The organism is Microbacterium sp. C7(2022), assembly GCF_028823665.1.
Taxonomy (GTDB): Bacteria; Actinomycetota; Actinomycetes; order Actinomycetales; family Microbacteriaceae; genus Microbacterium.
The window spans coordinates 144,363-156,325 of the sequence record NZ_JAPEHV010000001.1 but is presented as its reverse complement, the minus strand read 5'-3'; the positions used below and the strand labels follow the sequence as shown (position 1 = coordinate 156,325).

The 11,963-nt window shown below is 67.3% G+C and carries 11 protein-coding genes and 3 tRNA genes; 7 read left to right on the top strand and 7 right to left on the bottom strand.

Annotated elements, in window-relative coordinates; all coding sequences use genetic code 11:
• Positions 1 to 70: 70 nt before the first annotated feature.
• From ON062_RS00665 to tilS, 3 genes are all read right to left on the bottom strand, one after another.
• A complete protein-coding gene (locus tag ON062_RS00665; protein WP_274645207.1) occupies positions 71 to 1,972 on the bottom strand; it encodes an alpha/beta hydrolase in 1,902 nt (633 codons plus the stop codon).
• A complete protein-coding gene (locus tag ON062_RS00660) occupies positions 1,969 to 2,253 on the bottom strand; it encodes a hypothetical protein (protein ID WP_274645206.1) in 285 nt (94 codons plus the stop codon). Before ON062_RS00660 ends, ON062_RS00665 begins: the two co-directional genes overlap by 4 nt.
• Positions 2,254 to 2,348: 95 nt before the next feature.
• Positions 2,349 to 3,344: a tRNA lysidine(34) synthetase TilS gene (gene tilS, locus ON062_RS00655; protein ID WP_274645205.1), complete on the bottom strand. Its 996-nt coding sequence runs from the start codon at positions 3,342 to 3,344 to the stop codon at positions 2,349 to 2,351.
• A gap of 84 nt (positions 3,345 to 3,428) precedes the next feature.
• Here tilS and ppa point away from each other — a divergent pair, with 84 nt between their 5' ends.
• On the top strand, positions 3,429 to 3,962 hold the full coding sequence (gene ppa / locus ON062_RS00650) for an inorganic diphosphatase (RefSeq protein ID WP_274645204.1): 534 nt from the start codon (positions 3,429 to 3,431) through the stop codon (positions 3,960 to 3,962).
• A gap of 84 nt (positions 3,963 to 4,046) precedes the next feature.
• Here the strand turns inward: ppa and ON062_RS00645 are convergent, their stop codons facing one another.
• Positions 4,047 to 5,495: a M23 family metallopeptidase gene (locus tag ON062_RS00645; protein ID WP_274645453.1), complete on the bottom strand. Its 1,449-nt coding sequence runs from the start codon at positions 5,493 to 5,495 to the stop codon at positions 4,047 to 4,049.
• 223 nt (positions 5,496 to 5,718) lie between these two features.
• Here ON062_RS00645 and ON062_RS00640 point away from each other — a divergent pair.
• The 3 genes from ON062_RS00640 (at position 5,719) to ON062_RS00630 (ending at position 6,027) form a co-directional block, all read left to right on the top strand.
• Positions 5,719 to 5,791 (top strand) — tRNA-Glu (locus ON062_RS00640).
• A gap of 21 nt (positions 5,792 to 5,812) precedes the next feature.
• A tRNA-Asp gene (locus ON062_RS00635) sits at positions 5,813 to 5,886 on the top strand.
• 68 nt (positions 5,887 to 5,954) lie between these two features.
• Positions 5,955 to 6,027 (top strand) — tRNA-Phe (locus ON062_RS00630).
• 297 nt (positions 6,028 to 6,324) lie between these two features.
• Here ON062_RS00630 and ON062_RS00625 read toward each other — a convergent pair.
• Positions 6,325 to 7,251: an alpha/beta hydrolase gene (locus tag ON062_RS00625; RefSeq protein ID WP_274645203.1), complete on the bottom strand. Its 927-nt coding sequence runs from the start codon at positions 7,249 to 7,251 to the stop codon at positions 6,325 to 6,327.
• A 76-nt stretch (positions 7,252 to 7,327) separates the two neighbouring features.
• Here ON062_RS00625 and ON062_RS00620 point away from each other — a divergent pair, with 76 nt between their 5' ends.
• Together ON062_RS00620 and pgi are read left to right on the top strand one after the other, a co-directional pair.
• Positions 7,328 to 8,167: an SDR family NAD(P)-dependent oxidoreductase gene (locus ON062_RS00620; RefSeq protein ID WP_274645202.1), complete on the top strand. Its 840-nt coding sequence runs from the start codon at positions 7,328 to 7,330 to the stop codon at positions 8,165 to 8,167.
• Positions 8,168 to 8,259: 92 nt separating this feature from the next.
• Positions 8,260 to 9,942 carry a glucose-6-phosphate isomerase gene (gene pgi, locus ON062_RS00615; protein WP_274645201.1) on the top strand — a complete coding sequence of 561 codons (1,683 nt, stop codon included), beginning with the start codon at positions 8,260 to 8,262 and terminating at the stop codon, positions 9,940 to 9,942.
• A 6-nt stretch (positions 9,943 to 9,948) separates the two neighbouring features.
• On the opposite strand, the gene ON062_RS00610 is transcribed toward pgi, so the two are convergent.
• Positions 9,949 to 10,464: a glycine cleavage system protein R gene (locus tag ON062_RS00610; protein ID WP_274645200.1), complete on the bottom strand. Its 516-nt coding sequence runs from the start codon at positions 10,462 to 10,464 to the stop codon at positions 9,949 to 9,951.
• Positions 10,465 to 10,582: 118 nt separating this feature from the next.
• On the opposite strand from ON062_RS00610, the gene ON062_RS00605 reads away from it, so the two are divergent.
• Positions 10,583 to 11,599, top strand: a complete 1,017-nt coding sequence (locus tag ON062_RS00605) for an SDR family oxidoreductase (protein WP_274645199.1) — start codon at positions 10,583 to 10,585, stop codon at positions 11,597 to 11,599.
• Positions 11,600 to 11,612: 13 nt separating this feature from the next.
• Here the strand turns inward: ON062_RS00605 and ON062_RS00600 are convergent, their stop codons facing one another.
• Positions 11,613 to 11,963 (bottom strand): hypothetical protein, encoded by a 351-nt coding sequence (locus ON062_RS00600; protein WP_274645198.1) that lies wholly within the window; start codon positions 11,961 to 11,963, stop codon positions 11,613 to 11,615.

Sequence of the window (11,963 nt, the reverse complement as noted above, 5' to 3'; positions counted from 1 at the left end):
ATCCTCCAAGTGTGAGGGCGATGACCGTTGTGATCGCGCATGTCAGGGCGGCGACGAAAGGGCGCTTCATCTATCCACCGACTTTCGTATACGCGGGCGTGTAATCGTCGCGGTCGATGCCGTCGATCGTCACCGCGCGACCCCCGACGATCAGGACCTCATCCGGCGCAAACAACTCTGCCTCTCCGCCCGTGATGACGGCGACCATGTTGTTGAACGCCGTGGAACCCGGCGTGTACAGCGAACTATGGCTGTCGATCGCCGACGGAGTTCCGTTGCCCGAAACGTTGAAATCCTCGATATCGATGCTGTTCGGGTCGTCGCCGTCGATGACTCCCGTTTCGAGCCGGGTCACTCCGTCTGCACGAAGTGAAGATTGCCCGTGCAACGCGTGCAGGTCGCCCTCGCTCCCCTGGATCAACCCCACAACGAGATCATTGCGGCTCATCATGGCGTAGTGCGGCACATCTGAAGTATGGGGGAAGTCGTCGACGCCCGAGACCCCGTCGCCCATTCCCGCCGCTGCAACGTACAGCACGCGATCGGCGCGCAGGCCGGCCTCCTCCGCCAACCCCACCGTGGCTCCGCCGTAACTGTGCCCCATGACGGTGAGCGCGGCAGAATCCGGGACGCTGACGCCGGCCGCGAAGTCGCGCAACCGCGGTGCGAGATCGTGTGCGTATGACGTGTCCATCGCACCGGGGATAGTCTGTGGAAACTCCCCACCGGCCCACTGGAAGATTGCCGAATCGCCACCGGCCGCGGCGTACAGCTCCGCAGCGCGATTGTCGCTGAAGCCGGTGAGCTGCGCACCCGTTCCGGGAACCGAAATCGCGACGGAGGTCACCCAGTCGGGAATACCGCCCGTCTCGGGGTCGAGCGCTCCATGATAGGTCGCGATCGCCTGGCGAGACGGGTCAAATACAACCACGCGGGCCCCGACGTCTTCTTGCCGCACGCCCGATTCATCCTGCCACGCGACCTTCTGCGTCAGGAGCCCATCGTAGTAATCGATCATCTGCTGCTCCTGCGCGATGAGATCGTCGAAGCGTCTCTCGATGGCCGTGCGGCCGCGTCCGGCGCCGATGAGCGCCGCCTCGCGCGCGTCTTGGAGTCGCTCGATCTCACCTTCGTGGTCGACGATCGCGTCAGCGATGTTGATCCGGTTCGCGGTGATGCGATCGGCGATCGGGATGCCATCGAGGTTGCCGATCACTTCCGGTGACTCTTCGATCAGGGTGTCACGCCGGGCGCGGTCAAGGCTGTCCCACACCTCGCGCACGAGTTCGGGGTCAGCGAGCGCGGCGATCTGGTCGGCGGTGACCTCGTCAGTGTCACCCACCCACAGAGCCGTCGAGGCGAACACCCCGGCCCCGTCGACCACACCGTCACGCGTGATCCGATTGACCAAGTCAATGGCGAGTAACCGCCCCGCGGTGGCGCTATCGACATCGTCACGCTCGGCTCGCAATGCGTTGTAGCGAGCTGCCGTCAGGCGGTAGTCGTCGATCGCTGCCTGCCAGCGATCGAGGTACCCGCGATCGTCGAGGTACAGCCACGACGGCAGCACGTCGTCCCAATCCAAAGCCCACCCGACCGCGAAGTCGGACGCCGCATTTAGTGCGGCGGTGCGCTGCGTCCAGATCGAGGAGTAGTCCTCCTCCGCCTGCGCCCGCAGGCGGGACGCGCGGTACTGAAGGTCTTCTACAGCAGCGGCGTAGTCGTCGAGGATCTCACCCGCGTCCTCGGCCGCCAGCGCGACGTCGAGGAAGCGATGTGCGAACGCGGTCAGATCGGGGCGAAGGGCGTCGACACTCAGCGCCGTCACCGGCGACAGCGATCTCAGGCCGTTCAGCGCGGCTCGGTTGCGTTCACGTTCGGCCGCGCCGCGCCGGCGAAATAACCCCGCGATCGTCCGAATGGAATCGGCGTCGCCCTCACCGGGAACATCGCCGAGACCCGGCAGGCTCATTCGGCAGCCCCCGCCATCGAGCTGTCGAGACGCTTCAACTCCGAGTGGACAACGGCCGCGGACACCGCGAGCTGATCGCCTCGCTCGGCGAGCGCCGCCATGGCGGCGCGAACGACACCATCGACATCCACCAACGCAGCCTCGACCCGTGCCGATCCGAGCACACCGAACGCCGGGCAGAAGGCCTCCTCGTGGGCGGCGCCGCTCTCCCGGAGATGGGCGACCGCGTCGATGAAATCTGAGTGTCGAAACTCCACGTCGGCCATGATGCTCGCCAGCATATCGGGCACCGTCGTGCATGCCGCAGGGGATTATTCCCCGCCGACCAGGCATGGAGCATCGACCTGCATCGTCCCGTAGCCGACCCTGCGGCCCCTCAGCGCGCGGTGAACTCCAACCGTTGGCCGATGCGCCGGGCCGAGCATCCGGGCAGGTCGATAGGCCCCTGCCCCTTCCAGTCGGTGATCAGCCGCGCGACTTCCAGGGTCTGGGTACGGGTCAGGCTCTCATGGAACTCGGATGCCACCACCAGCCGGATGATGCGGTTCCGCACCGCCGCGGGGTTGGCGGCGAGCGCGGGCACCGACACCGAGATCCCCGCCTCGGCGGGCTCGACGATGTCTTCGATCGTCTCGTGGATCATCTCGTCGAACGCCTCGGCGTCTTCGCGTAGCTGCTCGGCCGTGCGCGCGAGCGCTTCGGCGATGCCTGGCCCGAGCTCGGCCTCGAGCACGGGCAACACGCGCTCGCGGACGCGCACGCGGGCGAAGCGCGGCTCGCTGTTGTGGGGGTCGTCCCACACTTCCAGCCCCGCAGCCACGCACGCGGCGCGAGTCGTCTTCCGGCGAACGGCGAGCAACGGACGCAGCAGAGTGATTCCTTCGAGATCGGATGCCACGGCCATGCCCTGCATGCTCGTCGCCCCCGCCCCGCGGGCAAGGCCCAGCAGTACCGTTTCGGCCTGGTCGTCGAGCGTGTGACCGGTGAGGATCGCCGCAGCTCCGGAGTGCGCGGCCTCCTGTCGCAGCGCGGCGTAGCGCGCGTCACGGGCCGCGGCCTCGGGTCCGCCGTCGCCGACCACGTCGACACGCACCACGATCGCCTCGAGGCCGAGCGCCTGAGCCTTCGCGGCCGCGGCGGCAGCGGCATCCGCTGACCCTTCCTGCAATCCGTGGTCGACCGTCACCGAAAGCGCCCGGATGCCCTTTTTCGGCGCTTCAAACGCTGTTGCCGCAGCGAGGGCGAGCGAATCGGCGCCGCCCGAGAGAGCGACGATCACCGTGCCCCCCTGCTCGAGCGTGGCGAGTGCACCGCGCACGGCGAGGCGCACCTCGGCGATGGCGGGGTTCAGGCTGGGGCGGCGATCTTCCACGCGCCTACGGTACCGGGCGTGCCGCGACTAGGCTTGTCCTCGGACTTTCCGCAGACTTTCCACCCGACTCGAAGGAGCACCATCATGGGCGCATACGACGCCGTCATCGAGATCCCGCGCAACAGCAAGATCAAGTACGAGGTCGACCACGGCACCGGCCGCGTCTTCCTCGACCGCATCCTCTACACGCCGATGGGCTACCCCGCCAACTACGGCTTCTTCGAGAACACGCTCGGCGAAGACGGCGACCCGCTCGACGTTCTGGTGCTGCTCGACCACGACCTCGCTCCCGGCATCATCGCCAAGGTCCGCCCGGTCGGCGTGCTCAAGATGAGCGATGAGGCCGGCGGCGACGACAAGGTTGTCGCGGTCATCGCCAAGGACCCGCGCTGGAACCACATCCAGGATGTCTCGGACATCTCGGAGTACACCCAGGCCGAGATCGGTCACTTCTTCGAGCACTACAAGGACCTCGAGCCCGGCAAGTGGGTCAAGGTCGACGAGTGGGCGGACGCCGCCGAGGCCGAGCGCCTGGTCGCCGAGGCCTTCACGCGCTTCGAAGAGCACGAGGGCGAGACGCGCACGCAGGGTGAGGGCGAAGCGCCCAGCACCATCTGACGTCATTCATAGGGAAGAGCGGATGCCCCGGCATCCGCTCTTTTCTTATGCGCCGCTCTCGCGGCGCGGCCATCCGGGAGTGGGTTAGACCGAGACGCCGCGCGCCGCCATGAAGTTGATGGGGTTCACCGGCGAGCCGTTGACGTACGTCTCGAAATGCAGGTGGCACCCGAGCGAGTTGCCGGTATTGCCCTCGCTCGCGATCAGCTGGCCCGCGCGCACCTTCTGCCCGCGGCTGACGAAAATGCCGCCGTAACGGATGTGCGCGTAGCCGGTGGCGAGGCCGTTGCCATGCTGGATGCGAATGTAGTTGCCGTATCCGCCGTTGTACCCGGCGTAGTCGACCGTGCCGGAATGTGCCGCGTAGATGCCCGCCGAGCATCCGGCGGCGAGGTCAACACCACGGTGGAAGCCGCTCGCGCAGAAACCCGCGCCGCACTGCACGTAGCGGGGGCCATAACCCGACGTGCGCCCACCCGATGAGGGACGAGCCCAGCCCGAGGATGCGGTGCTCCCTCCGCTTCCGCCGCTGGACGACCCGCCCCCGCCGGATGAGCCTCCACCACCGCTGTTGGCCGCCGCTTCTGCCGCAGCCTTCTCAGCCGCGGCCTTGGCGGCCGCGATCCGCTCGGCTTCTTCACGTGCCTTGCGCGCAGCCTCTTCACGAGCCTTGCGCTCCGCCTCCTTGCGGATGCGCTCACCCTCCTTGTAGTCGGCGATGGTCTTCGCCGTCGTGTCCTGGAGCGCCGCCAGTTGCGCATCGAGCGTGATCTTGCGGGCTTCTTGCTCGTCGAGTGCGGCTTGTGCGGCATCCGCCGCCGCCTGCGCGGCCACCATCTTGTCTTCGGCGATCTTCTGCAATCGATCGCGTTCGACGCGCTGCAGCTCTGCCTGATCGCTGAGGCTCTGCGCCGAATCGCGCGCCGTGACCGCGTCGGCATACACCGACTGATTGCGCTCGAGCAGCTTGTCCATCGTGCCCAGGCGCGCCAGCAGATCGTCGGCCGTGCCCGCCGACCCCGAGAAGAAGAGCTCCATCGACGTGTCATCGCCGCCGTTGCGGTACAGCTGCGCGGCAACCCGGCCGGCTTTGTCCGCGGCATCAACGGCGAGCTTCGCCTGCTCGTCGGCCTGCTCCTGAAGGGTGTCGGCCCGGTACGCGGCGTCGAAGTACTCCTGCTGTGCGACGTAGAACTCATCCGCCGCTTTCTCTGCCGCGGCTTGCTTGCGCGCCACGTCATCGGCGAGGTTCTGGATGAGACCTTGAATGCGCTGAATCTCAGCGGCCTTGGATGCTTCGTTCGCCTTGGCTCGCTCGACGTCGTCCCACGACGGATAGCTGGCCGCGAAGGCCGGCGCAACCGCGATACCGCCGAACAGTGCGCTGAAAGAAACGACGCTCAAAGCGCCGATTCCCAGGGCTGAGCGACGGTTGACCGGCGAAGCGAACAGCCGCTGCTCGCGCTTCGTGGGCGCGCAACCGCAGTCTTCTGCGTCGCCGTCGGTGCTCGCCGCGGCATCCTCGATGCGCATCGAACCCTCCCGTCGGCGCTCAGTCACAACTTTCACACTAACAACATGCGTCACAAATGGGGAGCATGAAGGTACCTCTATCCTGCTCCTGTTCGGGCACAAGCGCACCGCCCAGTCTCACCCCGACACGCCCGGACGGCAGCATGACTCGCCCTCGATTGGCGCATTCGCGAATGTTTGCGTATGCTTGACCCTCGGTAAGCCTGATCCCCTCGGGCGATCCGGCCCCATCGTTTAGCGGCCTAGGACGCCGCCCTTTCACGGCGGTAGCACGGGTTCGAATCCCGTTGGGGTCACACACACAACTTAATATGCAAGGCCCTGTAGCGCAGTTGGTTAGCGTGCCGCCCTGTCACGGCGGAGGTCGCGGGTTCAAGTCCCGTCAGGGTCGCTCTGAGCGACGGGCCCTTCTTCGAGAGGGCCTTTCGTCTTAGATCGCGACATTCTCGAATGTTGCGAGGCTCTGTAGCTCAGTTGGTAGAGCGTTCGACTGAAAATCGAAAGGTCACCGGATCGATGCCGGTCGGAGCCACAAGGGTGATCGTTACAATCACCCCAGGAACCCTCGCGTAGCTTCTACATCGCGGGGGTTTCGTCTTTTTCGCGTGCGCGGGGCCCGGCGCGCCCCTCCCGATTGGCGCCCGCCCGGCCGGCCCCGGCACTTCCCGCGCGGCGAGCCCCGGCACTTCCCGCGCGGCGAGCCCCGGCACCCCCGCGCGGCGAGTGAGCACGAAACCTGCATGTGAGCACGCAATCTGATGCTCATTCGCAGGTTTGATGCTCACTCGCGAGGCGGCCAGCGCGACGGCGGCGCAGGCGCGCGGCAACGCTACGCGGGGAAGAGCGCCTTCTGCAGCGCGTCGGCCTGCGTGCGCCAGAATGCCTTCGACACCGGCTTGCCGGGGAACACCGCGTCGAACCCGTGGAATGCCCCCTGGATGACCGTCACCTCGCACGGCACGCCGGCGTCGCGCAGACGCTGAGCGTAGGCGATGTCTTCATCGTGGAAGAGGTCGAACGAACCGACGCCGATCCACGCGGGAGGAAGCCCGCCGAGGTCTCCCCGCCGTGCGGGGGCGGCATAGTCCGAGACCTCCGCGCCGCCGGGGGTGCCGACATACGACGTCCAGCCGTACAGGTTGCTCTTCTTCGTCCACACGCGCACCTCGGGGAGATCGTGATCGGTGCGAAGAACCGTCCGATCGTCGATCATCGGGTAGACGAGCAACTGGAACGCCACATCGACCTCACCGCGGTCATGCGCCATCAACGCAACGCCAGCCGCGAGGCCTCCCCCGGCGCTCGCCCCGCCGATGGCGATGCGAGTCGGGTCGATGTCGCGCTCGGACGCGTGATCGAACAGCCAGCGCAATGCGGCGTAGCAGTCTTCGAGGGCTGCGGGCGCAGGATGCTCGGGCGCCAAACGATAGTCGACGGATGCCACGGTGATGCCCAGCGTTCGCGCGAAGTCGACGCACGAACGCTCATCCTGCAACGCAGAGCCCGTGATCATGCCGCCGCCGTGGATCCAGAACAACGCCGGCGCGGGTTGACGCAGCGCACGCGGACGATAGAACCGCACGGATACGTCGGGCGCACCCTCGGGTCCGGGCACTCGCAGAGTCTCTATCACCATGTCGACCGGCGTCGGCGGCACCCTCGGCGTGGCCTTGTTGATCAGCGCCGTCGTGCGCGCCGTGAAGTTCAGCGGCGGAATGAAGCGGGCGATCCGCAGGTCGGGATGAAACGGCGCCATGGCGACTCCTTCGTACACGGGTGCGCACGAGTCTGCCACGACAGCTCTAGGGTGGAGCTGACGACGAGGAGGTCACATGCGCACCCACCCGATCGACCCCGTACACGGCGCGATGGTGCTCATCACCGGCGGCGCCCGCGGCATGGGCGAGTTGTACGCACGGCGCGCGATCGCGGGCGGCGCCCGGGCGATCGCCCTGTGGGACATCGATGCCGATGCGGCCGAGGCGCTCGCGACCGACCTCTCGCGCTCGGGCATTACCGTGCTGGCCTACGCCGTCGACATGGGCGATCTCGACAGCATCCGATCCACCTATGCCGCCACGGCACGCGATCTGGGCGACCCAGACATCATCGTCAACAACGCGGGCGTCGTGCGCGGGGCTGCGTTCTGGGATCACGACCCCGTGCGCGACATCGAAAACACCCTGCGCATCAACACGTTGGGTGCGATGTGGCTCACGCGCGAAGCGCTCCCGGCGATGATGACGGATGCCACGAGACTCAAGCGCATCCTCAACATCGCGTCGGCCGCCGGCACCCTCGCCAACCCTCGCATGAGTGTGTACGCGGCATCCAAATGGGCGATGATCGGCTGGAGCGAGTCGCTGCGGATCGAACTCGAGCAAGCCGGGCACCGGCACATCGCCGTGACCACCTTCTGCCCCAGCTTCGTCTCCACCGGCATGTTCGCCGGTGCGCGCGGTCCGCTGTGGACGCCGATCCTCTCCCCTCGCGAAGCGACGGCTGCAGCCTGGAACGGCATGCGGCGCGGGACCCCGATGGTGCTGCGCCCCTGGACGGTGAAACTCGGGATGGCCGCGCGCGGCATCCTCCCGACGAGGGTCTGGGATGCTGTCGCCGGGCCGATTTTCAAGGTGTACCGCTCGATGGACCACTTCACCGGGCGCACGTGATGTGCCGGGTAGCGGCATCCCACAACTTCTGCGTCGTCATTGTGACGACGCAGTAATGCCGACAGTACGAACCAGTGGGTAGCGTGGCATCCGTGACTGCTCCGATCGATGCCACCGCCACCGCCGCCTGGGCCGAACTGTCCGCCCACAAGGACGGCTTCAGCCCCGACCTGCGCGACTGGTTCGCCACCGACCCGGGGCGCGTTGAGCGTCTCACGTTCGATCTGGCCGACCTGCGCGTCGACCTGTCGAAGAACCTCGTCACCGACGACATCCTCGCCTCGCTGGTGCGTCTGTCCGCGCAGACCGGCGTCGCCGAGCGCTACACCGCGATGCGCGAGGGCGTGCACATCAACACCACCGAAGACCGCGCGGTGCTGCACACCGCGCTGCGTCGGCCGCCGGGCGCGACCCCGGCCCTCACCGTCGACGGGCAGGACATCGATACGGACGTGCAGGAGGTTCTTGACCGCATCGATGCGTTCGCCGATCGGGTGCGCTCGGGCGACTTCGCTGGCGTCAGCGGCAAGAAGATCACGCACGTGGTCAACATCGGCATCGGCGGATCGGATCTCGGTCCGGTCATGGTCTACGAAGCTCTGAAGCCGTATGCGGATGCCGGGATCGAGGCGCGCTTCGTGTCGAACATCGACCCGACCGACATCGCGCAGACCACGGCCGACCTCGACCCCGAAACGACCCTTTTCATCGTCGCATCGAAGACGTTCACCACCCTCGAGACCCTCACCAACGCGCGTCTCGCGCGCGACTGGCTGTGGGCGTCGCTGACCGAGGCCGGCGTCATCGACGGTTCAGAAGACGCCAAGACGAAAGCCGTCGCCCACCACTTCATCGCTGTCTCCACGGCCCTCGACAAGGTGGCAGAGTTCGGCATCGACACCGACAACGCGTTCGGATTCTGGGACTGGGTCGGCGGTCGCTACTCGGTCGACTCGGCGATCGGCACATCGCTGGCGATCACGCTCGGCCCGCCCGCCTTCCGCGGGCTGCTCGCCGGTTTCCACGCGGTCGACGAACACGTGGCATCCGCTCCGCTCGATCAGAACGTGCCGGTCCTCATGGGTCTGCTGAACGTCTGGTACTCGAACTTCCTCGGCGCCCAGTCGCACGCCGTGCTGCCCTACGCGCAGCAGCTGCACCGCTTCGCCGCGTACCTGCAGCAGCTCACGATGGAGTCCAACGGCAAGTCGGTCCGCTGGGACGGCAGCCCCGTGACGACCGACACCGGCGAGGTGTTCTGGGGCGAGCCCGGCACCAACGGGCAGCACGCGTTCTACCAGCTGATCCACCAGGGCACGCGCCTGATCCCCGCCGACTTCATCGCCTTCGTGAACCCTGCGTACCCGCTCGAGGACGGCGGGCGTGACGTGCACGGGTTGTTCCTGGCGAACTTCCTCGCGCAGACCAAGGCGCTCGCGTTCGGCAAGACGGCCGAAGAGGTCGAGGCCGAAGGCACGACCGGCCCGTTGGTCGCCGCACGCACGTTCAGCGGAAACCGCCCGACGACGTCGATCTTCGCCCCGTCACTCACCCCCGAGGCGCTCGGCCAACTGATCGCGCTCTACGAGCACATCACCTTCACGCAGGGCGTGATCTGGGGAATCAACTCGTTCGACCAGTGGGGCGTCGAACTCGGAAAGCAGCTCGCGCTGCAGATCGCGCCCGCGATCGAGGGCGACGAAGACGCCATCGGCGCGCAGGACGCGTCGACCCAGTCGCTGCTGGCGTACTACCGCGAGCACCGCGGTAGCTGAGTTCGCTCAGGCGTCGATCGTGACGTCGACTTGGATGTCGTGCGCGAGGCGCTCGAGGTCCGATTGCAGGTCAGTGAGGTCGATGGATGCCGGTACCCGCGCCTCGACGGTCGCCTCGAAGAGTCGGCCGCCTGCCATGGCGGCATCCTTCGTCTGAGTGACGAGGCTGTCGATGCTGACGTCGTGCGTGCTGAACACCGATGACACATCGCGCACGATGCCCGCACGGTCGTTGCCGAGAACCTTTACGGTGACCGCCCGCGCGTCGGCGGTGTCGGCATCCGCTTCCCCGCCCGTGTGGGCGGTGATGGTGAGCAACCCCTCGAGCACGTCGAGCGCCGCGCGCAACTCATCCGCCCGCTCGGGGACGACCGACACCTCGATGACACCGGCGAACGTGCCGGCGAGTTCTGCCAGCTGACTGTTCTCCCAGTTGCCGCCGTGCCCCTCCACGATTCCAGCGATCGAGGCCACGAGGCCTGCTCGGTCATCTCCGACGACGGTCAGCACGAGAGTAGTCACGTCGCCAGCGTAGCCGCGGCTCTCGTCGGTGTCACCGCTACGGCCCGCCCGTTGACGTATCACCACGACGGTACGAGACTCTGTGAACGCAGTGATGGTCTCGCCTGAGGAGCGACGAATGGATGCTGCAACGGACCCTGCCGTGCCCGCGCCGTCCGGACCACGGGCCGGGGTTCCGGCGCGCCGGTGGCACATCGACCTGCCTGATCTGCACGGCCGCACGGCTCTGGTGACCGGTGCGAGCGACGGCGTCGGATTCGAGATCGCGCGGGCCATGGCAGGAGCCGGAGCGCACCTCATCATGCCAGTACGCAATCGGCCGAAGGGCGAGCAGGTTGCAGACCGCCTGCGGACCGAGCATCGCGATGCTCAGCTTGAGGTGCGCGATCTCGACCTCGCCTCGCTTGCCTCCGTGCGCACCCTCGCCGATGACCTCCGGGCCGAAGGGCGCTGCATCCACCATCTCGTCCTGAACGCCGGGGTCGTCATGCTCGGCGATCCGCGGCGCTACCTCACCGTGGACGGCAATGAACTGCATCTGCAGACCAATGCCGTCGGCCATGCGGTGTTGGTCGCCGGCATCCTCCCCCTCCTTGCGGCGAGTAGAGCGCGTGTCGCCGTGCAGTGCAGCCTGGCGGCACAGCGCACGCGGTTTGCGTGGGACGATGCGCAGAGTGCGCGCGACTATCGCCCGCTGCGCGCGTACGCGCGATCCAAGGTGCTGCTCGGCACGTTCGCCCTCGAGTTGGCGCGTCGCAACGAACGGTTCGGTTGGGGAGTGCGCACCGTGCTCTGCCATCCGGGTGTGGCCATGACGAACATCGCACCGGCCGCGGTGCGTGCGCGAGTGACTGTGCGCGACCGCGCCACCCGCAGCCTGATGTCTCGCGGGATCTTCGGCCACCATCCTGGCGACGCCGCACTCCCCGCGCTGCGCGCGACGTGCGATGACGCGGTGCACGAGGGGGACTTCATCGTGCCCGCGCGGCTGGGCGAGACGAACGGTCCGCCAAAGGTACGCGCACCGTACGCTTCATTCACCGATCCCGCCGATGGCGAACGTGCCCTCGAGCTGCTTGCCGAGATGGCCGGAGTGCGACTGCCCGACGATCTGACCCGCGAACCGGCAGGGTAACGCCGTCCGTTGGCTACGCCGGGCGCAGCTGATCGCCCGCGGGCCACGGCAAGCGGAACCGATCGACGTTCGCTCCGACAGCGGCGGCCGCGCCGTACTCGTCCGCGACGAGCGAGATCCCCGTGCGGCTCACCTCGGCGATGCGCACCGGACGCTCAGAGCCGTCGGGCAGTCGCAGCATCCACTTGTCGGCGAGATAGCCGATACCCAGCTCGTCGAGCAGCTCTTCTCCCACCAGCCAGTCGACGGGCACGTCGGTGCGCGGTCTGCCGAGCAGATCGTGCACCACGAATCCGTCACCCTCGGGGACCAGGTAGCCGAGGAGCTCACGGTCGCCTCGCCGGTGCTCGATCCAGTCGTTCAC